Source organism: Intestinibaculum porci (assembly GCF_003925875.1).
Taxonomy (GTDB): Bacteria; Bacillota_I; Bacilli_A; order Erysipelotrichales; family Coprobacillaceae; genus Intestinibaculum; species Intestinibaculum porci.
Genome location: NZ_AP019309.1, coordinates 1,993,837 through 2,016,614, shown reverse-complemented (window position 1 = coordinate 2,016,614; position 22,778 = coordinate 1,993,837). Strand labels below are relative to the sequence as shown.

Genomic DNA, 22,778 nt, shown 5'->3' with positions numbered 1-22,778 from the left:
ATAAATAGTAATTTACATATAATTTAAATTTATTAGAGACTATGTTTGCTGAAATTATCAAGAAAAAGAGAATACTTTTTTGGTTGTCAGGAATAAGACACTTGAATTGTTAATACATGACTATAAATCACTTTAAAAGTTATAATAAAAGGGTATCCCATATATGGATATACCCCTAAATAAAGACATTATTCAATTTTTAATCTTTCAGCACTGTGAATAGTAACTTTTCATGTATTCAGATGGAGGAAAAGGTTTGCTTTTTTTAGGTCTTTGTATTATACTCATATTGTTCTTATTGGACAGATGAAAGCTAAGTGGTCAACTTAATGGGCTTTCATCTTTTTTTGCCTTTCTTAGGAATTTGATAAACTGAGCAATTTGATTTTGCTGTTCTATATCTCAAGTATATCAAATTTCAGGCACCCCAAAAACATAAACCGCAGCTGTAAAAGAAAAAAGTCTTTGAGAACATAACCCCAAAAACTTTTAAAGCTAGCCAAAACCCCAAATTAATATAGAGACTCAAGGACTTATTTCCACATTTTTTTGATTACTTTTTCTTTAAAACTGAAGGCTTTAACTCCACCTTGTCTTTATCGATTTGGCTATAGCCTTTGCACTTTAGAGCCTCATAGATCTCCGGCATCATGAAAGCCGTGTTTTCATAGAGACTTCTGCCGCCATAGAGCTTGCGGGAGTAGGAGTTGATATTATTAACGGCTCTGTTAAGGGCCTCCTGACTTACAAGCCCAAGCTTGCGGAGATCCTTTTTCTTAGGGCAGATATATCTTAAAACAAGATGCTCGTTCTCAAGTGATCCCTTCTGATTTGAATGCATCGCATCACAGTAGAAGATTCGGCATGTTCCTGACTCTCTGTCTTCGAATTCATCGGCCAGCGAGAATTCACTGCCTCTGTCAGTCAGGATAGACCCTATATTATTAATAAATACATCCGGGCCAAGCAGCTTTTCAATATAGTCAAGGCCATTCACCATCTCCTCAGCTGTTTTTTCATCATGATAGACGGCAAGAAATACACCGCCTGGCATGATCTTAAAAGTCTGAATAAACGGGCCGTTAGAAACATCATTATAAACGGTATCCATAAGGATATAGCCGACAGGATGATCAATTGCCTGCTCGCTATCAGGCCGTTCTGCACCATCATAGAGCTTAACGCTATGATTGATGCTGTACTGTGCGGCCACAAGGGGGTTGTATTCAAGAAAGTCCTTGAATGTTCTTCCGGTTAAATAGCCGCTGTCCTTGCGCTTTCTGTACTGGTTAGCGCGTACCTTAGGCATCTTTCTTCTCTTTACCTGGTTTCTGAGCGCCAGGCTATTGATTCCAAACTGTTCAAATGCACCCTGCTCAATATAGTTGTACAGGCACTTTTCGGAAATTTTGAGCTCAGGATGCTCGTTAAGAATTGCATACGGTGACTTGCCCTGTTCAAGCTCAGGCTTGATGATATCAGCCATCCACTGAGCCTCTGAATAGGTGAGGTTGAAGCCCATTCTCGAATCCCTAAGCATATATTCGTATGCTCTTTGGGCCACATCTGCTCTGTAGTAGTATTTTGAGAATCTGCAGCTGGGGGCTTTGGTGCAGCCGTTGCAGACGCCCGGTGATCTGTCCCTTTGATTGCATTTAAACAGGGTGTAGTCAGTGCATTCCATGAACACCTCATGGCTGGTTCTGCACTCCCGTCCTCTTGTGCACTTTTTGTAGTTGGCGCAGTCAAAGGGTGCCTTGCTTGGCGATCCTGAAGGAGTTCTGTGATTCCGAATTTCCTTAGCGACGGTAGTTGGATCTTTATGAATGGTCTTGGCAATTTGGGCCTTATTAAGGCCGCTCTTGAGACCTGCTTCAATCTTTTCTCGAAGCTCATAAGTTATGTGCTTCTGATATCCTATGGGCTTTTTAGCGGCTCTTTCCATTCTTATCACCTTCCTGCATTACTGTTTGGTAGCAGTAATCAATTAATGTGTAGGGATAGAGTCTTCTCATTAATGCGTCCTCTTCGACTTCTGAAAGCTTTCTGCAACGTTTTTTGCCTTTCGAAGGGCGCATAGTCCCATTGATTTCTCGGCTATCGTTCTTAATAGCCGCCTTCTTTGTGATATTTGACATGTTTAATGCCACCTCCTTGATATTTTTTCTATTTTTTGGCGGTTTCCCGCTTCTTTACAAAGAAGTTTAACACCGTCAGGGAGGATTCACATTTTTCCCATGTTGGTAATGGGCAGGCAACATCATCGCGGAGGAAGCTGTTTTTTACGCAATCTTTGGTGAGACCTTTAGTAACGGTCATGAAACTGTTTTGATAGAAATCTTTGAAGTGATCAGCGATAAATGAGCATATAAGATTAGAAAGCAAATTATCACTCATTTTATTGATCTTAGGGGTTGCATAAAGATATTCCAGGAGTGCTCTAAGCCGACCATGAAAATCCTCAAGGCTGCTGTCGCCGTGAAAGATCTGATGCAGGTATAGAAGGATATCAAAAAGGTTTTCACGCATAAAAGGGATAATTCCCAGCGGAAACACGGCATGAGTTTTATGAAGGCTTTTGGAGTAGATGCGCTGAAGCTGAAATTCATAAGGAGTATCGTTAATGTTTACGATCTTCTTGTAATGCCCGAATTTTATCCAGTCATGTGCGTTCTCATCAGAAAAATCGGGTATTGTTCTCACAATATCCTCTGCAGAGAAGGTGTTCATGATATATGAATAGGTGGCGTTGATGAAAAGCATGATGTCATAAGCAAGTTCAGTTGATGAAAGGCAAGCTTCATAAAGCTTTTTAACCAGTCTGAAAAAGAATCTGTTATCAGAGCGCACTAAAAGGGCAACGGAAAAGTTATTGTTCCATAAGTGGTTATTTGCGCAGTCAGGAAAGACGTGCTCAGGCTTCTGCTCTGCACTAGAAGAATTTCTAATGAGCTCTTTGAAGCATGAGGAAATCTTATCATTGAAGGAAAAGGAACCATCACATAAATGCATATTTAAACTTTTATACTTGAAAACAGGCGTGGTGTGTATTACTATCATATTGTCTTGTTGGACAGATGATGAGAAGCTTTTCCAGGGCGTTAACTCATCATCTTTTTTTGTCCTTACCTCCAAATCGAATTTAGTTTAACACTTTAATATCATGATAATTTTATCACATTTTAAAATAACTGAATAACTAAATTCATAAAAAACATAAGGATTAATAAGTGAATGATAGAATTCACGTTAGAAATATCTAACTGGAATTTCGAAAATCAATTGACGAAAACGCAAATATTTTTTATAAATAGTTTAAAATGCTTGCAATTCGATTTGACTTCGCGTATAATCTCGTTGTACTTTATGAGTAAAGGGGGGAAAGTTCAATGGCAAAGACAGTAGTAAGAGAAAACGAATCTCTAGATGATGCTTTACGTCGTTTCAAAAGACAGGTATCTAGAACAGGAACCCTTGCTGAAGCTCGTAAGAGAGAATTCTATGTAAAGCCTGGTTTAAAAAGAAAAATGAAATCAGAAGCTGCTAGAAAAAATCAGAAAAGAAGAAGAAGATAAAAACATTTGGAGCCTTGCGGGGCTCCTTTTGTTTTGGAAAGAAATTGACGACTATCCTTGAACCATTGTAAAATAGAGATATGAAAAGGTGAGTGTGTTAATGGAAAAAATCATAAAATTAGAAGATTATACTATGGAAGAAATTCAGACCTTTGGCGGCCCTAATGAAGAACATTTAGCCCTTCTGGAAGATGAATTTCATGTTGACTTAGTCATCCGCGGGGATGAACTGCATATTTCTGAAAGTAATGAACAGTTGGAAAAGGTCATTCATCGCTTATTAGAGATGACCAAGAAACATGTGCGTATCTCAACGAAAGATATTATGTATACGATTGGGTTATCGAAAACATCATCCTTAGATGAGATGGATCAGCTCTATACGTTAAAGATTGCGCGCACCGTCACAGGCAAAGTTATCACCCCAAAAACCATTGGTCAGAAAGAGTATTACTATGCTTTAAAAGACCATGATGTGGTCTTTGCAATTGGTCCGGCTGGAACCGGGAAAACATATATGGCGGTCGTTTTTGCCGTGCAGGCATTAAAGAATAATCAGGTCAAAAAGATTATTTTAACCAGACCAGCGGTAGAGGCCGGGGAATCTTTAGGCTTTTTACCAGGTGATTTAAAAGAAAAGATCGATCCGTATTTAAGACCGCTCTATGATGCCCTCTATGATATGTTAGGGCAGGAGACAACTGAACGGATGATTGAAAAAGGCATTATCGAAATTGCCCCATTAGCTTATATGCGTGGCCGTACTCTTGAAGATGCATATGTCATCTTAGATGAAGCGCAGAATACGACGGATAATCAGATGAAGATGTTCTTAACCCGTTTAGGTTTTAATTCTAAGATGATCGTTACGGGGGATATTACGCAGATCGATTTACCTCATGGCGTGCGCAGCGGACTTCGTCGCGCGGTGGCGTTATTAAAAGGCGTGAAAGGGATTAAATTTGTCTTCCTGTCAGCCACTGATGTCGTGCGTCATCCGGTGGTAGCGAGAATTATTCGCCGTTATGAAGAAGCAGAAAAAGAAGAAAGAAGGGATCAGGAATGATTAAAGGATTAGCCATGAAAAGCGTTGCCTTAGCGTTAGTATGCAGCGGCGTTGTAGGCTGTCAAAATGAGCAAAAAACGGTGGCGAAAGAAACGCCGACAAAGGTCAAAACAGTGACGCGTCAAGCAAAAACAGTGAAAAAAGCAAGTAAGGATGTCTATATTACGTTATCAGCAGCGGGTGATACCACCTTAGGAAAAGATCCGAAACAATCCTACAGTCGCACTTTGCCAGCTTATTATGATCGTTATGGTTCTTCTTATTTCTTGAAAAAGGTTGCCCCTGTCTTTGCGAAAGATGATGTCAGTGTGGTTAACTTTGAAGGCACATTAACGAATGTGGCGACGCCAATGAAAAAAGCCTTTACTTTTAAAGGACCCGCTAAATATATGGACATTTTAAAGAAAGGTCATATTGACGTTGCGTCCTTTGCTAATAACCATTGTAAGGATTATGGACAAAAGAGTTATAGCGATACCTTAAAAGCATTTAAAGACTATCAGATGACTTATGCCTCTTTTGAACATGTGGGTGTTTATCAGGTCAAAGGGGTGAAGCTAGGTTTTATCTCCGTTGATTTTAACCAGGCGATGCCATTTGGATCGATGCCTTATGCGAAACGCTTGATCAGAGATGGGGTTAAAAAATGTAAGGCGCAAAAGACCAATGCTATTGTCGTGAGCATGCATGGCGGGATTGAAGGGACCCATAGCTTAACATCTTTACAGAAAGATTTAGGCCATTATGCGATCAACCAGGGAGCAAGTTTAGTACTTGGTCATCATCCTCATGTCTTACAGGGGGTAGAACGCTATAAAGGGGCTTATATTGCTTATTCTTTAGGAAACTTCTGCTTTGGCGGAAATACCAATCCTAAAGATAAAGAAACGATGATTTTACAGAAGACGTTCCATTTTAAAGATGGCAAACTGATAAAAGACAAACAGTTAAAAATGATTCCATGTCGTTTATCATCTGTCACCTATAAAAATGATTATCAGCCAACGATTGTCTCAGGCGCCGAAAAAACGCGGATCATTCACCATATGAATAGCTATTCCAAGTCTTTAGGGGTAGGATTCAAGAATGATGGGAATGTAAGATAATTATCAATATAATAAAATATTATTGACATATACAGGTGCAAGCTCTATACTATAAAGCATAGAGATGCCCAGTACATTGAGTGAGGCTGGGAGTCGTGAGCCTACGCGTTTCAGAAACGGTGCTTCGCTCAGTGCGCTGGATTAGCCGAACACAATTGAGTCATATCAGTAAAAAGCCGAAGCGATTCGGCTTTTTACGATCTTAAGACAATTCATCGATTCATTTTTCTTTAAATACAAAAGTGAATAAAAGATTTCATAATTTAATAAACCCTTCTTTTTATGATAATTTTCTTGTAAATAACTTCAAACTATGCCATAATAGCACAGTATTTAAAGGAGAGTTTACATGAAAAAGTTAAGAAAGTTACCACTTGCAGGGCAAATTTTCATTGCCTTAGTACTGGCGATTATTGTTGGTCTGCTCATGCAAAATCAGGCTGCGATCGCCAATAACTACATTAAACCTTTTGGAACGATCTTCTTAAACTTAGTGAAGTTTATCGTTGTGCCAATCGTTTTATTCTCGATTATGGCAGGGGTTGTTTCGATGAAGGATATTCGTAAAGTCGGCAAAATCGGGGGAACCGCTGTACTTTACTACACTTTAACAACCGCTTGTGCGACAACCATCGGTTTAGTCATTGCCAATTTAGCGAAGGGCTTTTTCCCAAAACTCGCGACGGGCAATTTATCGTATACCGCTTCTAAAGCGCCTTCATTAATGTCAACAATCGTCAATATCTTCCCAGATAACTTTATCTCACCAATGGTGAACAACAACATGTTACAGGTCATTGTCATGGCGTTAATTATTGGCTTTGCGATTATCTTAGTAGGGGAAAAAGCTGAGCCAGCTATCAAAGCGATTGATGTGCTCAATGAAATCTTTATGAAGTGTATGGATATGATCTTACACTTATCACCAATTGGTGTCTTCTGTTTGCTTTGTCCGGTTATTGCGGAAAATGGCGCTGTTGTCATCGGCTCTTTAGCCAAAGTCTTATTGGTGGCTTACCTTTGTTTTGCGATTCATGCTGTGGTTGTTTACTCGATGGCTGTCCGCGCCGCTGGCGGATTAAGTCCATTAGAATTTTTCAAAGGAATGCTGCCAGCAATGTTATTTGCCTTCTCAAGTGCTTCTTCCGTAGGGACGCTGCCGCTCAATATGGAATGTGCAGAAAAGTTAGGCGCTTCGAAAGAAGTTACATCTTTCGTCTTACCATTAGGGGCAACCATTAATATGGATGGAACAGCCATCTATCAGGGTGTCTGTGCAGTTTTCATCGCTTCATGTTTCGGCATTAACTTAACCTTTGGTCAGATGATCACCATTGTCTTAACGGCGACCTTAGCGTCTATTGGCACGGCTGGGGTACCTGGCGCGGGGATGGTCATGTTAGCGATGGTCTTACAGTCAGTCGGCTTACCTGTAGCGGGTATTGCCTTAGTGGCTGGCGTCGATCGTATCTTCGATATGGGTCGTACCACTTTAAATATTACTGGCGATGCTTCTTGTGCGATCATTGTGTCACACTTACAGAAAGCCCGTGCGAAGGCGAAGGAAATGGCTTACGCAGATTGTTAAGAGAGGACATTCAATGGTCCTCTTTTTTGTGCTATAATGAAAAAAACGAAGGAGGGGTCCTATGACAATCGATCATATCATCACATATATTGAAAAGACCTTACATGGCACCATTAGTTATGAACTCCCTCGTTTTCCTTCTTATGGTGTTTTTTTATCACCAGAACATCATTGGCTAGGTTTACTTATGAAGGTAGGGAATCATGAATACTTTGATCTCAAACTCCAAGGAGAAGGGCGCCATCTCATTGGCACGCCTCCTTGCACTGCTCCCCATCAGATGCATTCTATGGATTGGGTTGGTATTGATTTGAGCGCTGATTCATCACAAATCATTGCTTTGATCAAGCAGGCTTATGCGCCTTATTCACATCAAAGCGGGATGCCGATGGCGATGAAAGAAACCATCATCGATGGCTATCATGATGTGAAGCTGCCTGTGATGAAAAATCGCCGTATTAGTCAGATGCATGCAATGTATTCCACGTCCAAATCAGAAGCGCGAAACTTTGTTGATCAAGCCAGAGCGATGAAAAGCTATCGCCCCAGAAGACAGGTCGCAGCGCCGTTATCCGCTTTTAAATCCTTACAGGAAATGAATGATGATGAGATTGATACTTACTATCGTTTGCGTTCAAATTTTATGAAAGAAATGTATCATCAGCGTGATCTTAATTATGCGAAGCTGTTTGCCTGTGAACTCATCAATGGTCTGATCAATAAAGATCACATGTATGTTTTAGATCATTTAGAAAGCTTAGCAGACTTTTTTAAAGATGTGTATTTTATTCGCCTGGTGCATGATTATAAGATGGTCTATAATCCAGGCAGTGTAGGGTCTTTACAAATCTTAGATGGTGATCTTGGGATCCTTTATAAAGAGACCTCTGACGATCAGCTTTATGAAGGCGTCTTAGTGAAATATGGCTTATCGCAGAAAGTGTTAAACAATAATAAAATGCTCTTTTGGTATCTCAAGCCAGCATTAGCGAAAAGCTGTATTGCCGAGAAAGAAGAAGCGTATACGCTTTTTCCCGGCAGTCTGTACTTGCCAATCAATCATCCCTATCATCAGACGTATTATGAAAAGAATACAAGCTATCAAATCAAGGGGAGGCAGTGTTTCATCACACACTTTGTGCTCAACCAGGAAAAACTCACAACCTGCATCAAAGAGATTCAGGAAGATATACGCTCTTATCATGCGCATCAGATGCTGCATGGCGCGCTTGCACCAGCGATTGATCATTTCCTGAGCGAAGATTATGTGTATGTTTATCCGCTAGAAGATCGCACTTTTCGCATGCCGCGGGTCTTTGTGCCGCGCGTCTTAGAAGAAGCTTTACGTTTAAGCAAAGGGATGAGCAGAGCGCAACGTTTCTTATTTGTGGGCAAAGCGTTAGTGGATTATGTGCCTCATCGTATGCCTGAGCTCGTCAAAGCGGATTTCAAATCTCCCTTCACTATTGATTATTTCACGTATGCGCAGTGGTTAACATATTACTATTTACGTGATGCCTTTCGTAAGCATCATGATGAACGTTTGTTTAGCTATGGCTATGGGGTTATGTATATCAGCGAAATCTGCAATGATCTTGATTTGTTTACGTTAGAAGAGCGCATGCAGGAAATAGAGATGATTCAGCCGCTGATTATAAAATATCGGATCTATCCCACAGTATCTGATCATTTGGCGATGAACTATATTCTCTATCATCAATTAGGCGAGCCCTATCGTGAAAAGCTGTGTGCTTACATTCGCCAAACTTATTTTTCTGGTGATGATAGTTTGATCTATTATATTCATGAAGAAGATACAAAAGAAGATTATTTACAACGTTTGAAAGACCATGGCGTTGCCCATCTCACCAGCGTTGCTTTTAAAGGGCATGATACACTTTATCAGGATCTGCTTTTTACTTGCCTTAAAAAGCTGCAAGCATCGGAAGCGTATTTATCTTATATCACCATCACTTATAGCCGCCGGGCCCCGTTCACACCGCTCTTTTTTGCCCAGGACTATGCCAAAGAGAATGAGATTGTTCTTGATCCTTTATTAAAAGCGTGTTATCACGAGTCTGATGACGACGATTTTGCCATCCTTGTCAGACAGAAAATAAAAGTGAATAAGCTATCAGCGGTAATAAGAGAAATTGACAATCAGGCACGTAAGATCTATCATCGCGGAAAACCGTTAAAAGAAGGCAAATTACCAGCAAAGCTGATCTCTATGATTCAAGAGGTATTAGCATCTTATAAACCGTCCAAGGAAACCAAAGCAGTCATTCAATCAAAACCCATTGCCATTGATTTTAGTGCGCTTGAGCAGATTCGTGAAGATGCCCATATAACAACGGAAAAGCTGTTAACCGAAGAAGAGAGGGCCTTATCAATTGAAGATGAAGAAGATTTACTAGCTGATGAGATAAATGAGGCATCATTTGACAATCCAACACATTTAAGTAAAGAGGCTTTTACTTTCCTGACAATGTTAATGAAAGGGCAGGATGCCTCTGACTATTTAAAAACCCATCATTTGATGGCTTCCGTTTTAGCGGAAGAGATCAATGAAAGTCTCTTTGATGAGATTGGTGATAATGTCATCACATTTGAAGATGACCAGCCGATGGTTGTGGAAGATTACTTAGAAGATCTTGAAGATTATTTGCATACATAAGAAAGGAAGATGTACATGGCAGAAAAACGTATTCCCAAAAGAATCGCTCAGGCGGTCCTCAATTCACTAAAAGGCGGGGTTGTCCCGCGGATTGGCTTGTCTTATATCGCTGTTGGCCGTCGCCAGGAAATCGAAGCGCTGCTTCATGATGTGGATATTATCTCTGAAGGCGGGGCAACATTTCGCTTTATTGAAGGACGCTATGGCGCCGGGAAGTCCTTCCTTTTACAGACTATTCGTAACTACGTGATGGATCGCGGCTTTATCGTTGTCGATGGAGATTTATCACCAGAAAGACGATTACAAGGGACCAAAGGGCAAGGGTTAGCCACCTATAAAGAATTAATTCGTAACTTATCCACTAAAACAAGGCCCGAAGGCGGAGCCTTAACCTTGATTCTAGATAAATGGATTAACAATGTCCGCAGTGAAGTCGTCCAAAGCGGGATTGATTATGATCATCGTGATTTCTCTAAAGAAGTCGAAAAACGCATTCATGAAGTCATTAACAGTTTAAATGAACTCGTTCATGGCTTTGATTTTGCGCGCCTGTTAACGATGTATTATCAGTCCTTTGTCGATGAAGATGATGACACCAAAGGCAAAGTGATCAAATGGTTCCGCGGGGAATATACAACGAAAACGCAGGCCAAAAGAGAATTAGGGGTCAATATCATTATTACTGATGATGACTGGTATGAATATATCAAGTTATTCGCTTATTTCTTTAGACAGGCAGGCTATAGCGGACTCATGATGATGATCGATGAACTCGTCAATATTTATAAGATCCCTAATAGTATCACTCGTCAGTATAACTATGAAAAGATTCTGACGATGTATAATGATACTTTGCAGGGGAAAGCCAAGTATTTAGGCATTATTATGTGCGGCACCCCGCAGGCCATTGAAGATCAGCGTCGCGGTGTTTATTCTTATGAAGCTCTGCGTTCGCGTTTAGCTGCGGGTAAGTTTTCGAAAGAAGGGGCGCGTGATATGTTAGCACCGGTCATTCATCTGGATCCTTTAAAAGCCGAAGAAATGTTAGTGTTAACGGAAAAACTCAAAGCGATGCATGAAAGTCTCTATAAATATACATGCAAGCTTGATGAAAAAGACTTAGCCGCTTTTATTCAGGTAGAATATTCTCGCATTGGCGCCGATACCAATATTACCCCACGTGAAGTGATTCGAGATTTTATTGAACTGTTAGATATTCTTTATCAGCATCCTGAGATGACCCTTCAAAGCCTTATTGAAGAACATGCCTTATTTGTCGATGAAGACAAAACAAAAGAGGATGATGACTTTGCGGAATTTACCTTATAAGGGGGCTTTCGATGAATGTATTTGAGCGCTATGCGCCTTTTATTCAAGATTATATTTATAGCCATGACTGGGAAAATTTACGCGGCATTCAGGTGGCGGCCGGGGAGGCCATCTTCAATACTGATGATCATGTCTTACTTTGTGCCGGCACCGCTTCCGGTAAAACCGAAGCGGCTTTCTTTCCGATTTTAACTTTAATGGAAGAAGATCCGCCATCTTCTGTCGGCGTGCTTTATATTGCCCCTTTAAAAGCCTTAATAAATGATCAGTTTGAGCGATTAGATGAACTTTGCGAGGAAGCCCATATTCCCGTCACCAAATGGCATGGGGATGCCTCATCGAGTAAAAAGCGGAAACTGCTTAAACATCCGGCAGGAGTCTTACAGATCACCCCGGAATCTTTAGAAGCGTTAGTGCTAAAGAAACATATGGAGATTCCTCATCTCTTTGGGGATCTGCGCTTTATTGTCATCGATGAAATTCATAGCTTGCTTCGCGGTGATCGCGGCGGTCAGACGTTTTGTTTATTAGAACGCTTATCGCGTTTAGCTGGTGTCAATCCGCGCCGCATCGGCTTATCGGCGACCATTGGTCAGCCGGAATTAGCGGCGGCCTTCTTAGCGCAAAATACTGATCGAAAAACCCAGATTCCTAAAATCCAAGGTGAGAAAACCCGCTGGCGTTTATCGATGGAACATTTTTATAAAGAAGGGGATCAGGCGGCGAAAGGCCAAGAAGTCGAAGCTTTACCGCTTGAAGCACCCACCGATCAGGCGCCTCGCAACGCTAACGATGCGATGGCCTATATCTTTGAACATACCCGCGGGAAAAAGTGTTTGGTCTTTACTAATAGCCGCGAAGAGTGCGAAGCCGTTTGTCAGAGTTTACGCTTGTATTGTGAATACAAACATGAACCCGATCGTTTTCTCATTCATCATGGCAACTTATCGACATCTTATCGCGAAAGCGCCGAAGAGGCGATGAAAGATGAAGATACCTATATGACCACCTGTGCCACCGCGACGCTCGAATTAGGCATTGATATTGGTCGCTTAGAGCGCGCCTTTCAGATTGATGCCCCCTTTACGGTCTCTGGCTTTTTGCAGCGCATGGGCCGTACCGGAAGGCGCGGCAGCCCAAGTGAAATGTGGTTTGTGATGCAAGAAGAATATCCCGAAACCCGGGCCATGCTGCCGGAAAAAGTGCCCTGGACGCTCATTCAAGGTATCGCCTTAGTACAGCTTTATATCGAAGAGCGCTGGGTCGAACCGCCGCGTTTAGATCGCATGCCTTTTAGTTTGCTTTTCCATCAGACGATGAGCGAACTCGCTTCATCAGGCCCATTAACTCCGCGTGATTTAGCAAGACGCATCTTAACCTTAGCGCCGTTTCATAATATCAGTCAGGAAGACTATAAAGTGTTATTACGGCACTTATTAGAGACCGATATGATCGAAATGGATGAACATAAGCAGTTAATGGTTGGCTTAGCGGGAGAACGCGTGGTCAATAGTTATAAGTTTTATGCCGTCTTTCAGGAAAATGTTGAATACAGCGTCCACGCTGATTCAAAAGAGTTAGGAACGATCGTCAAACCCCCGCCAATTGGTGAAAAGATTGCCATTGCCGGCCGGGTCTGGGTCGTCGATGATGTGGATCATGAACATCATCATGTCTATGTTCATGTGGTCAAAGGGAAGATTCCTGCTTACTTTGGCGATGTGCCTGGCGATATTCATACGAGGATTCTTTTAAGAATGAAACAGGTCTTATTAGAAGATACCTCTTATCGTTACTTGCGTCCTAATGCGGTCGTCCGTTTAAAACAGGCGAGGGAAACCGCGCGTAATGGGGAATTACTTGCTCAAAGCTTGATTCCATTGGGTAAGAAGATGTACTGTTTATTCCCATGGCTTGGCACTTATGCCTTTTTAGCGTTAGAGCGTTTCCTTAAATTAAAATGCGGGGAGCGTCTCCATTTACGTAAGTTATCCTCTTCCCGGCCATACTTTATAACTTTTACAATGGACGTTTCAATGAAAGAATTTTATCAGATTCTCTATGAAGAGGCCTGCAAGGAATTTGATCCGTTAGATTTGGTCTATGAGAAAGAAGTTCCCATCTTTGATAAATATGATCGCTATTTACCTGATGAACTCGTCAAGAAAGGTTTTGCCTATGGCGTCTTAGATGTTAAGCAAATGATCCAATATGTCAAAGAGGTATTGTATTTAGAAAAAGATCAGGTAGAAGATGATTATCCACAAGACTTATACAAGGCTGTTAACTAGCCTTGATAAGTCTTTTTTTGAGGTGTCTGTTTTTTTACGGGTTTGCGCTTTTTATGGTGTACAATAAATAAAAGGGGGCAGTTTATGTATATCGGAGACATAGAGAAAAAGATCTTTCACACGTCACAGTGTGAAAAGGTCAAAGAAATCAATCATCAGACGTTTTTCTTTATAGAAGCAGAAGCGTTAAAAGAACATTATCATTACTGCCCTTATTGCGCAGCGGTGATGGCTTATTACCATCAGGATCGTCAAAATATTGATGATTTTGTTAATGATTATCACCTCTCTTTTCACTTTAACAATCAAGATGGCACAATTGATGTAATGACAAGGTATAGCCGCTGGAAACTTTATGCCAGTGATCGTAAGCTGAGTCTTTATCATCATAATGAATTTGCAACCGATTTTGATGAAGCCACAAAGATCAAAGATTATCATCGTCAGCATGTTCATAAAGAGAGTATCATCGATTATTTGCAGTACATTATCTCGCATGATGCTTTTCGCAAAAATAACCCTTACGAGCCCCCGCAAACAATGAAGGATCGCCATCTGACTAAAAACTCGAAAAAGTATCGTAAAGAGCAGCGACATATTCGTAAGATCAAAGGGAAGATAACGGCCAGGAAAGTAAATGAGCTGCTTAGAGATCTTCATAAGTAACACATAATAGCCATTTATCATAAAAACTGTGATATAATGACATGTGGAAGTAGTGATTTTATGAAAACAAAAAGAAAATATAAGCTGATTCTTTTCAGCGTTATGTTAATATTAATCATCCAGAATCTGATCGTTCATGTCACAAAGTTTGGACAAATACCATCGGTTAATCTTAATCCCAAAGTGACTTGTCAGGTGATTCACAATCATCATCAGAAAAATTATACGATGACCGATATTCCTCTTGGTAAACGGGGAGACACCTTTATATATCGTGTACCAATCCCCAAAAATGCACAGCGTGTGGCGTTATGCTTTACCCAAAAACATTCACTTGTGAAAATTGCGATTGGTAAGCATCTTATCCAAGGAAAAAATCTTACATTAAAGGATCCGCATCATATCATTGGTAATCAGCTTTTTACAATTCCGCTTTTACCATCAGATGCCGGAAAGACGATTACAATTTATGCGCATCATGTCGAAAAAGATCGATCGAGTCATTTTACATATTTTCGTTTAATGAATGTGACAAGGGCACGGCTGTATCCCTTGATTGGCAATAGTCTTGTCACCTTGATTTTTGTCTTTACCCTAATGGGAAGTATTTCTATTATGGGCACATCCGTCGTTGGCGCCATCATTTCTAAGCGGGAGATGATTTCTACCTTTTTATTAGGTCTGTTAGTCTTTATAGCATCGCTTTGGCAATTAGCTGAAAAAAGGATACTCTATATTTTTTTCCAAAACTATGCCTTTTGTGCTCAAATTGAATATTATACTTTTTATATTGGTGTCGTTTTGTTGTTTCTTTATTTATCAACGCTGCATCAAAAAGGGAAGATGTATATAATAGATATCATAACGGCTGTGTTTTTTGCCTTATTTATCATTGGTTTACATTTTTTGGCGATCCTTACAGGGCATGTCATCGTTGATTATGAACAGCTTATTTATTGCGTCGCCGCTTTCCTTTTTCTCATATTGCTGATCGTTGCCGCGAGCGAGCGTCGAAAGACCAAGCAAAAGCATTTTTATTCAAATGTACTGATCCTCTCAACAGTATTAATAATTACCCACGTTGCTTTAGGAATGACCGACTGCGTATTACCAGGCCGTATTCATTACGCGAATATGGCGGGTATTAATTTATCATCGATTGCTTTAATAATCTTTTTCATCGCAGTTACTATTGGCAATACTGAAAAGTTCCTTGACTTAGTAATGGCGCAGGTAGAAAAGAAGCAGTTAGAACATTTTGCATATATTGATTCTTTAACGGGTATTCCTAACCGTCAGTTTTGTGAAAAATTAATGAAAAAGTTAACGCAGGGCTATGCTATTGTCTTCTTGGACGTCGATTATTTGAAAAAGGCCAATGATCGTTATGGTCATGAAATGGGTGATCGGTTATTAAAGATGATGGCCCACATTATTAGTGAATCCGTTGATCGAACGTATGGCTTTTGTGGCCGCTGGGGCGGTGATGAATTCATTATGGCCTTCTATCATGAAAAGGATATGAGCGACGCTCTTGCAAAAATGATAGAGATGATTGATACTTATAATCAGAAACAGCTCTTTCCTTTTACACTTTCCTTATCTTATGGGATTGCAAAAGGCAAAGAAGGTATAACACCAGAACAGGCGCGCGCACAGGCGGATGCCAATATGTATATCTTTAAGCAGCAGCATCATCGCGCCAGATAGACGAGGAGGAATTTTTATGAACATTACCATTGTCCCAACATTAAAAGATGTCCTCAAGCAGTTAGATGAAAAAGCGCAAAACAGATTAATCCATAAAATCCTGAATCAGGCTTCTCTTGATGACTGTTTAACATTATTAATTCAGTATGACTTCTTTATGAAGGCTTATCTCGTCTTACCAGATTTAGCGATTACCGCACTTGATAAAATTGCAAGAGGGGATACAAAACTCAAAGGACGGGAAGTGTATGCTTTACATCATTTTGTCCATTTAGGCTATATCACGATCAATGAGGATCTTTATATCTCACAGGATTTATTAGAACGCTTAGCCGCCGTTGATGAAGGGCTGAAAACCCAAAGAGAGTTATCTGCTTATTGTTTATCAATGCTGGAATATGTCTCATTACTTTACGAAGATATTTCTATTGATGCTTTAATCAATGTAATGGCTGATAAAGTCCGTATTAATAGTCATGACTTACGTATTCTGATTAAGAATGTTGATCCTGATGAAGACTATGTCCACTTTGAAGAAGATCATTATGTGAGCACTATTCCTCATGAATTCTATCTTTATAATCAGTCAGATGATGTTAATCAATCCTTATTCCATGATTATAGGCGTTATGGCTTTTATGCGTCTCAGCCTTATTTAGACTTCATGAATACTTATCGTCAATTATCTCAGCGTAATGATTACTATGTCAGAAGTGTAACGCATCATGTCTTCCGTTTATTAGCCTTAGGAAAAGATGCCCAGACAATCTACAAATACGTGACAAGAAAATGTCCTGAGTTAGATTATGAAACATATCATAAACTTGATCGTCAAATGAGACGTTGTCTCTAAGAGATATAGCATGAAAAGATTATTATCATGTCTTTTATCACTGATCTTAGTATGTTCAATATCTACTGTCTCAGCGCATAAGCTTAAACGTTATCCGACTTATCATGTTCATATGGTCGTTGGAGAAAACATGTTAGCAGCGGGAAAACAATACGTCAAAAAGATGCACTTTACCAATACTAATTCCCGTATCATATCCATTGATCGAGGCATGTTCTATGCCGTTCATCCCGGTAAAGCAGTGATCACAGCGCGTGATCACACCCATTTATTTACCTGGAAGATTAACGTTTCTAAGATTATTGCCTGTAAATCAATAACATTTAAAAAGAAATATCATACCATCAAAGTTGGTCAGACAAAGTACTTACCAGTCACGTTTCATCCTGGTAATACCACTTATCAGGCTTTAACTTATAAAGCCTCAAATAAACATATTCAAATCTTATCTCATGGCTCTATTAAAGCTATTTCACCAGGCATTACTTTCATTACTGCTTATTCCACAAATCATAAAAAAGCTGTTTGTCAGATCACAATAAAGAAATAATTCTCTTTACTCGTTAGTATTCATGCTAACGAGTTTTAACGTTTGATGAACATGAAATGCAATATTACACATATTCAATGAGGTTGCCTTATATGGGATCGTCGCAAAAAGCCAATATGTTCACTTGAAACTATGCCAAGATCAGGTTTACATCTCTTCCGCTTATGCTCAAAAATATCATCTTAAAAAAGGGATGACGCTCAAAGTCAAGGAGCCCTATAAAAAGCGGACCTATACCTTTAAGATCTCAGGTGTCTATCATTATGAGGGGGCTTTGCGTCTTTTTATGACACAAAGCAAACTGCATAAGACATTAGGCATTCAAAGTCAGCTGACATCATGGTTTACAAATTATTGATGACCGCCTGTTAAAAGAAGTGTGGGAAGCGGCTGTCCGCAATGAAATGAGTGGTTTTTTACCTTATGACACGTCTTTGTCTACCATCATCCTATTAGCTGTAGCCGGTATAATTTTACTTATTGGTATTCTCTTTTTAGAATATCACCGAATTCGTCATATTCCTATGGAGATGGCTTTAAAAGGACATGAGTAACAAAACGATCAAAGGGGTTGCTGTAAGCAACCTCTTTTGGACGCGCTTTCATAGAAAACATGGAAAAGGTGCTCTTAAGATTTTTGTGACCATGCGCTATTTGTACCAGGCACAAAAGGAAAGGTATATAATAAACTTAAGAAAGCTAACTATATAAAAATCAAGTAGTTTTATGAAAAAGTTTGAAAATTTTATTTGATTTCAGTTAGTATACAAATAGTATATAGAACCTTGAAAAATGAATAGTATGCGAGATTATTCACAAATCTGTGATGCAAATCTCCTATAGCTTTTTGCGAAGTTTTCAAAAAAGATATGTAAAAAACATCAAAGAAGCTGAAGCGTCTACTTCAGCTTGTCTGGATCAAAGCCTTCGCCAGTCGCAAGAATGTGGAAGATGATCCTGAGAAGCTTTCTTACGCAGTGGCCCTGTGCACACCTATGGCTCTTTCCTTCGCTGATCTTCTTGTCATAGTAGTCCTTGAAGACCTTATTATTGTTAATGACAGGCGTTATTATCTGATAGAGTATCTTTCTCAGATACTTGTTGCCTTTCTTGGATATTGAGCAGTGCTTAGCGTCAAACTGGCTTGATTCGTAGTGCTTTGGAGCTACTCCTGCAAATTTTGTAAGCTTTGCTGCCGAATTGAAGTTGCCAATGCAGCGTATTTCAGCTAGAATGGTGGTACAGGAAAGGTGTGAAATTCCTGGAATGGTTAACATAGGAGAGTTTGTTTCTTTTGACAGCTCTTCTATTTTTTTATCCACTTTTTCAAGCTGCTCTGCTACCACAGTGTACTGATCAAGTCGGGCCTCAAGGGCGTATTCCTCGCCTTTATTTGCCTGTGCAACCGAATTTCTTGCTAGTGCCTGGAGGTCCTCAGCAGTAAAGCTAACGCCTCTTCCTCGGCCGTTATGCTTCATTGCTTCCTTGATATCGGTAATGTCAGCTTCGGCAATGTTAGCGGCTGATTTAAAGGTCATAAGGATCTTCATATAGGTTTTGCCATAATGGCCGCCAAATAAGCTGTTGTATTCGGGAAACAGGATGTCCAGCGACTTCTGTATTTTATTGCCTATTGGACACAGCTGTTCCGTAAGATCTGCGTGCAGACGCGTAAGACTTTTCTGCTCGTCCATGGAAAAGAAGGTCATATCAACCTTTCGGTAAAGCTTCTTTCTTGCTGGATATGCTAGAATATCTGCAATCTGCATTGAATCCTGCTGATCATTTTTTGTGATGTTTCCGGTTAACTTTCTTTCTGCATCTGTCTTTGAAGGGTTAATGAGATACGTGCTGTATCCTTCTTTAAGAAGATGATGGAGAAGATTGAAGTGATAGTGTCCGGTATCTTCCATGCCGACTCTCAGATTTTTTTCTGAATACGGTTCTAGAATTTTGTCGAGCTTCTTGAATCCTTCAAAGTTGTTGGTGAAGGATGTCGGCTTGACTAGCGGAACGCCTGTATCCTGATCAATGACTGAGATGACATGGGAATTCTTTCCAATGTCAATTCCTGATGTAATCATAGTTAAGTTCCTTTCGATTATAGATTTTGTGACTGTGTTGAACCCACAGGGCTTAATCTGCAAATCCTGGTTCGAAATGCGAGTTCAAAGACTCATCTAACTGATGGTTGCTGGTGAATAAGTCTGCGGTATGATACTTTCTTAAGTAGTCAAAGCTACAGGGAGGGATATAAATCCACATACACATTCACTTTTTCAAACATATACTATTTCTAAACAGTAATCAACTACGTATATAAAGTTGATAGAAAGGAAATGTATATTCCTATTAGCTAGATGAGCTAATTAGAATATACCAGAAGGGATATCAATGATGAAGAGAATGATCAGTTTCATGATCAGTGCTTTGCTGATCGGGACATCGTGGTCCAGTGTATCAGCTTACAATGCGACTTTAAAAGCGAGTCATTTTAAATCCGATCGTTGCGATCTTAAATGGAATGCATTTGGCAAAACGTACACCATTTATCGAAAGGCTGGCAAGACGTATAAAAAAATAGCGACGACCAAAGCTACGCATTACACGGATCGCAAGCTTGATGATCGTAAATCCTATACCTATTTTGTGAAAGCAGGACAAGTAAAATCGAATAGAGTTACAAAGCGCTATTCCCATGTGACTTTTGCGAAAGAAAAAACGTTATGGGATCATAACATGTCGAAAGTACATAAGAAGGCTGTCAGTGATTATGCGGCACAGTTTGTAAATACTAAGCTGCAAAAAGGGATGCCAACGGCTATTCAGCTTGCGCTAGCGGCTCGTTGTGTATATAAGCAGGCTTCTTATGAACAGTATATTAAGCACCATACCTCGGTCTCATATGGGCCAGTGAAATATCATAGAGCTGATTGTGGCGGTTATGCTGCTCTTTTTAAAGCTTTATGTGATGCCATGAAAATTGACTGCTGGGTCGTTCAGCCGGGCATTAATGTCGACAAGGTGTTGACAGCGCATATCTTCAATCTAGTGAAATATCATGTGGACCTGCAAATTATCTCAACCATCACACCGCAAATTAATTCACCTTTAAAATAAAGCTTGTTGATTGTGATATTTTGCCGATTTCGCTGATATTAAAAGTCAAACCGTAAATTAATTCATCTAAGTATCCCTTCACTCTTAGCCAGTTTACTTCTTTTAAATGTCGATATGTCATCTCTAATTTATAAATAAATTTACGTTTTATCTGATGTTTATATGGTTTTGCATGATGGGTTATTGTTTAATTATGTACTTAAAAGGGCGTTTGTTTATTACGCCCTTAACTGTGTGTGCCGGGCATGGCGCACATCTTGTTGATGTGAAATCAACTACGGGAATCTACCGCCAAGTATAGTGAACCGCAAGTTTATAGCAGTGATGTTATGGATGAAGGAAGCGGTGTAGCAAAATCCTTGTGGCTACGAACAGAAACTGAATTAGGCCTAGCTGTTGGGTAAGGCTGCACATCAAGCCAAAGCCCTAAAGGGTAGACGTATATATCAGTAAGGTAAATTCAGAGCTAGTGAGGATTCAAATGTGATGTGTGTCCTTACCCCGAGTACGAGAGGGAGTATCCTTGAAGGATGCCTAAATCTCAATGCTCTTTAGGGAGATCTAGTGGACGATGAATTCCTGAATCTTTTAAACAGTATGGGTGAACGTCGGACGAAAAAGGTTGCCACTAGAAGTCAGCTGAGGTTGTAGTAGATAGAGATATCGAAGGGCCTAATGTTACATAGTGCTAATTCACTATTTGCAATATTTAGATAGTCCGCAAGTTAGGTGATCCGCTGGATAGGGCGTACCTTGTCTATGATCAAATACCGAAGCTGGGATGTTTCTAAATAATCTACTATAGAAGGAGAAAGCAGCAATGAATCTAACAGACAAGATTTTAGATCATGAGAACCTGATGCGAGCACTGCATCAAATGTAAGCGTATGAGGTAATATCCATGAAATTAGTTATGCCTTCTATTAGAATTATTAATGTATCAAATTATTCTAATAGGGAGGCTTTTGCATATGTATTTTTCGGAAAAGGATTGCAAAATGATCATTAAATGGACTGGCATTATTGAAAATCAGGGAAAAAGCGGTCTTTCCTTAGCTAAATGGTGTACCAAAAATAATGTTGGTTTAAGTACACTGTCACATTATAAAAAGATTATCAGGGATCTCATGATAAAACACGGAATCAGCACCTACAGTGATTTAAGATCACTGGCAGAGCGCAGCTGCCAAAACAATAATATTGACCCGTATCGGGGTGACGGCAACGGCACTTTTTATTCTGTTGATTTAAATGACAGTTCTCCTCAAACCGGTAATAGCGTCTCCAAATCGTCAGGAGTGAGACTTCAGAAGAATGGATTTGTCATTGAGATTGATTCACATTTTGATGAAGAAACGCTGACAAGAGTTATGGCGGTGGTTAAAAATGCTTAGAGAACTGACAGGCATCAAAAGAATTGTAATAAGAACCGGAAAGACTGATCTGCGCAGAGGCATTACCGGTCTGGCTTCAGTTATAGCCGCTGAATATCATATGAATCCGATGGAAAAAGGAACCATTTATCTTTTCTGCGGTGGCAGAAGAGATCGTATCAAGGGGCTTCTTTACGAAGAAGGCGGATGGGTTCTTATCTATGTCCGACTTTCAAAAGGAAGTGCCTTTCAGTGGCCTAGAGATGATCAGGAAGCTCGTGATATAACGCGTGAACAGTACGAAAGACTGTTGGACGGATTTACTTTGGATGGTACAATAAATAAGCGCTGATAAAGGAAATATCACTCCTCTGATGGTAATTCAAAACTGAACAATATAGTGATATTATATTCGCTTAATATCACTATTATCTTGAATTTTAGTCTTCATAGTGTTATAATAGTATATAGGACGAGGTGATGGAATGGCTATCATCAAACAGACCAACAAGACTACAGGCATTACCTATGTCTACGAGTCTAAGAGCTACTGGGATCCTGAAAAGAAGCAGGCTCGCTCCAAGCGAAAGCTGATCGGAAAAATTGATCCCGAAACCGGCAAAATGGTCCCCACCGGCAAAAAAGGTCCACAGAAGAAAAAGAGCGGAGAACCTTCAGCTGCCGAGAGGAGACAGTCAGCCGAATTAGCCAGACTGAAAAAGGAAAATATGGATCAGATGATATTAATCACTGATCTTCGCAAGCAGATAGAATCATTAAGCAGCCAGAACACAAAATTAAAGCAGCTGATTAGTGAGATCAGACAGCTAACCGTATCGTCAGAGGAGATCTAAACGTAACACTATGAAGGCAG

Annotated in this window: 20 protein-coding genes; 16 read left to right on the top strand and 4 right to left on the bottom strand. The window is 40.0% G+C overall.

Translation table 11 applies throughout. The annotated features are described in order from the left end of the window. Window positions 1-553: 553 nt before the first annotated feature. The 3 genes from SG0102_RS09755 to SG0102_RS09745 are packed head-to-tail and all read right to left on the bottom strand — an operon-like array spanning window position 554 to window position 3,012. Window positions 554-1,945 (bottom strand): helix-turn-helix domain-containing protein, encoded by a 1,392-nt coding sequence (locus SG0102_RS09755; protein ID WP_125119747.1) that lies wholly within the window; start codon window positions 1,943-1,945, stop codon window positions 554-556. Then, a complete protein-coding gene (locus SG0102_RS09750; protein ID WP_125119208.1) occupies window positions 1,929-2,138 on the bottom strand; it encodes a hypothetical protein in 210 nt (69 codons plus the stop codon). The genes SG0102_RS09755 and SG0102_RS09750 overlap by 17 nt, the downstream gene beginning before the upstream one ends. Window positions 2,139-2,166: 28 nt before the next feature. Beyond that, complete coding sequence (locus SG0102_RS09745) at window positions 2,167-3,012, bottom strand: hypothetical protein (protein ID WP_125119746.1); 846 nt, start codon at window positions 3,010-3,012, stop codon at window positions 2,167-2,169. 377 nt (window positions 3,013-3,389) lie between these two features. Between SG0102_RS09745 and rpsU the strand changes: the two genes are divergently transcribed. The 12 genes from rpsU (at window position 3,390) to SG0102_RS09685 (ending at window position 17,769) form a co-directional block, all read left to right on the top strand. After that, window positions 3,390-3,575: a 30S ribosomal protein S21 gene (rpsU, locus tag SG0102_RS09740; RefSeq protein ID WP_029070322.1), complete on the top strand. Its 186-nt coding sequence runs from the start codon at window positions 3,390-3,392 to the stop codon at window positions 3,573-3,575. A 100-nt stretch (window positions 3,576-3,675) separates the two neighbouring features. Further along, window positions 3,676-4,641, top strand: coding sequence for a PhoH family protein (locus tag SG0102_RS09735; protein ID WP_125119745.1), 966 nt, complete (start codon window positions 3,676-3,678; stop codon window positions 4,639-4,641). Beyond that, window positions 4,638-5,747, top strand: a complete 1,110-nt coding sequence (locus SG0102_RS09730; protein ID WP_125119744.1) for a CapA family protein — start codon at window positions 4,638-4,640, stop codon at window positions 5,745-5,747. Before SG0102_RS09735 ends, SG0102_RS09730 begins: the two co-directional genes overlap by 4 nt. A gap of 349 nt (window positions 5,748-6,096) precedes the next feature. Beyond that, a complete protein-coding gene (locus SG0102_RS09725) occupies window positions 6,097-7,335 on the top strand; it encodes a dicarboxylate/amino acid:cation symporter (RefSeq protein ID WP_125119743.1) in 1,239 nt (412 codons plus the stop codon). 61 nt (window positions 7,336-7,396) lie between these two features. Further along, the gene (locus SG0102_RS09720; RefSeq protein WP_125119742.1) at window positions 7,397-10,012 is read left to right on the top strand and encodes a tellurite resistance TerB C-terminal domain-containing protein; all 2,616 of its coding nucleotides are present in this window, start codon (window positions 7,397-7,399) and stop codon (window positions 10,010-10,012) included. A 15-nt stretch (window positions 10,013-10,027) separates the two neighbouring features. Further along, window positions 10,028-11,341 carry an ATP-binding protein gene (locus SG0102_RS09715; protein WP_125119741.1) on the top strand — a complete coding sequence of 438 codons (1,314 nt, stop codon included), beginning with the start codon at window positions 10,028-10,030 and terminating at the stop codon, window positions 11,339-11,341. Window positions 11,342-11,352: 11 nt separating this feature from the next. Then, entirely contained in the window at window positions 11,353-13,632 is a 2,280-nt protein-coding gene (locus SG0102_RS09710; RefSeq protein ID WP_125119740.1) for a DEAD/DEAH box helicase, read from the top strand. 84 nt (window positions 13,633-13,716) lie between these two features. Further along, on the top strand, window positions 13,717-14,298 hold the full coding sequence (locus tag SG0102_RS09705; RefSeq protein ID WP_125119739.1) for a hypothetical protein: 582 nt from the start codon (window positions 13,717-13,719) through the stop codon (window positions 14,296-14,298). Between the two features lie 60 nt (window positions 14,299-14,358). Beyond that, the gene (locus tag SG0102_RS09700) at window positions 14,359-16,008 is read left to right on the top strand and encodes a GGDEF domain-containing protein (protein ID WP_157983022.1); all 1,650 of its coding nucleotides are present in this window, start codon (window positions 14,359-14,361) and stop codon (window positions 16,006-16,008) included. Between the two features lie 16 nt (window positions 16,009-16,024). Next, entirely contained in the window at window positions 16,025-16,861 is an 837-nt protein-coding gene (locus SG0102_RS09695) for a hypothetical protein (RefSeq protein ID WP_125119737.1), read from the top strand. Between the two features lie 10 nt (window positions 16,862-16,871). Further along, window positions 16,872-17,411 (top strand): Ig-like domain-containing protein, encoded by a 540-nt coding sequence (locus tag SG0102_RS09690; protein WP_125119736.1) that lies wholly within the window; start codon window positions 16,872-16,874, stop codon window positions 17,409-17,411. Between the two features lie 124 nt (window positions 17,412-17,535). Further along, window positions 17,536-17,769 (top strand): hypothetical protein, encoded by a 234-nt coding sequence (locus tag SG0102_RS09685; protein WP_125119735.1) that lies wholly within the window; start codon window positions 17,536-17,538, stop codon window positions 17,767-17,769. A gap of 541 nt (window positions 17,770-18,310) precedes the next feature. On the opposite strand, the gene SG0102_RS09680 is transcribed toward SG0102_RS09685, so the two are convergent. Beyond that, a complete protein-coding gene (locus tag SG0102_RS09680) occupies window positions 18,311-19,495 on the bottom strand; it encodes an IS110 family RNA-guided transposase (RefSeq protein WP_125119734.1) in 1,185 nt (394 codons plus the stop codon). 310 nt (window positions 19,496-19,805) lie between these two features. Between SG0102_RS09680 and SG0102_RS09675 the strand changes: the two genes are divergently transcribed. From SG0102_RS09675 to SG0102_RS09660, 4 genes are all read left to right on the top strand, one after another. Next, the gene (locus tag SG0102_RS09675) at window positions 19,806-20,531 is read left to right on the top strand and encodes a hypothetical protein (RefSeq protein WP_125119733.1); all 726 of its coding nucleotides are present in this window, start codon (window positions 19,806-19,808) and stop codon (window positions 20,529-20,531) included. Between the two features lie 998 nt (window positions 20,532-21,529). Then, entirely contained in the window at window positions 21,530-21,925 is a 396-nt protein-coding gene (locus SG0102_RS09670) for a hypothetical protein (protein ID WP_125118211.1), read from the top strand. Further along, on the top strand, window positions 21,918-22,256 hold the full coding sequence (gene tnpB, locus SG0102_RS09665; RefSeq protein ID WP_125118210.1) for an IS66 family insertion sequence element accessory protein TnpB: 339 nt from the start codon (window positions 21,918-21,920) through the stop codon (window positions 22,254-22,256). Before SG0102_RS09670 ends, tnpB begins: the two co-directional genes overlap by 8 nt. A 133-nt stretch (window positions 22,257-22,389) precedes the next feature. After that, entirely contained in the window at window positions 22,390-22,758 is a 369-nt protein-coding gene (locus SG0102_RS09660; protein WP_125118209.1) for a hypothetical protein, read from the top strand. Window positions 22,759-22,778 lie beyond the last annotated feature (20 nt).

Excerpts from the sequence above, each read along its gene's own strand:
- SG0102_RS09755 (WP_125119747.1), bottom strand. The coding sequence starts at position 1,945 with ATGGAAAGAGCCGCTAAAAAGCCCATAGGATATCAGAAGCACATAACT.
- SG0102_RS09750 (WP_125119208.1), bottom strand. The coding sequence starts at position 2,138 with ATGTCAAATATCACAAAGAAGGCGGCTATTAAGAACGATAGCCGAGAA.
- SG0102_RS09745 (WP_125119746.1), bottom strand. The coding sequence starts at position 3,012 with ATGCATTTATGTGATGGTTCCTTTTCCTTCAATGATAAGATTTCCTCA.
- rpsU (WP_029070322.1), top strand. The coding sequence starts at position 3,390 with ATGGCAAAGACAGTAGTAAGAGAAAACGAATCTCTAGATGATGCTTTA.
- SG0102_RS09735 (WP_125119745.1), top strand. The coding sequence starts at position 3,676 with ATGGAAAAAATCATAAAATTAGAAGATTATACTATGGAAGAAATTCAG.
- SG0102_RS09730 (WP_125119744.1), top strand. The coding sequence starts at position 4,638 with ATGATTAAAGGATTAGCCATGAAAAGCGTTGCCTTAGCGTTAGTATGC.
- SG0102_RS09725 (WP_125119743.1), top strand. The coding sequence starts at position 6,097 with ATGAAAAAGTTAAGAAAGTTACCACTTGCAGGGCAAATTTTCATTGCC.
- SG0102_RS09720 (WP_125119742.1), top strand. The coding sequence starts at position 7,397 with ATGACAATCGATCATATCATCACATATATTGAAAAGACCTTACATGGC.
- SG0102_RS09715 (WP_125119741.1), top strand. The coding sequence starts at position 10,028 with ATGGCAGAAAAACGTATTCCCAAAAGAATCGCTCAGGCGGTCCTCAAT.
- SG0102_RS09710 (WP_125119740.1), top strand. The coding sequence starts at position 11,353 with ATGAATGTATTTGAGCGCTATGCGCCTTTTATTCAAGATTATATTTAT.
- SG0102_RS09705 (WP_125119739.1), top strand. The coding sequence starts at position 13,717 with ATGTATATCGGAGACATAGAGAAAAAGATCTTTCACACGTCACAGTGT.
- SG0102_RS09700 (WP_157983022.1), top strand. The coding sequence starts at position 14,359 with ATGAAAACAAAAAGAAAATATAAGCTGATTCTTTTCAGCGTTATGTTA.
- SG0102_RS09695 (WP_125119737.1), top strand. The coding sequence starts at position 16,025 with ATGAACATTACCATTGTCCCAACATTAAAAGATGTCCTCAAGCAGTTA.
- SG0102_RS09690 (WP_125119736.1), top strand. The coding sequence starts at position 16,872 with ATGAAAAGATTATTATCATGTCTTTTATCACTGATCTTAGTATGTTCA.
- SG0102_RS09680 (WP_125119734.1), bottom strand. The coding sequence starts at position 19,495 with ATGATTACATCAGGAATTGACATTGGAAAGAATTCCCATGTCATCTCA.
- SG0102_RS09675 (WP_125119733.1), top strand. The coding sequence starts at position 19,806 with ATGATGAAGAGAATGATCAGTTTCATGATCAGTGCTTTGCTGATCGGG.
- SG0102_RS09670 (WP_125118211.1), top strand. The coding sequence starts at position 21,530 with ATGATCATTAAATGGACTGGCATTATTGAAAATCAGGGAAAAAGCGGT.
- tnpB (WP_125118210.1), top strand. The coding sequence starts at position 21,918 with ATGCTTAGAGAACTGACAGGCATCAAAAGAATTGTAATAAGAACCGGA.
- SG0102_RS09660 (WP_125118209.1), top strand. The coding sequence starts at position 22,390 with ATGGCTATCATCAAACAGACCAACAAGACTACAGGCATTACCTATGTC.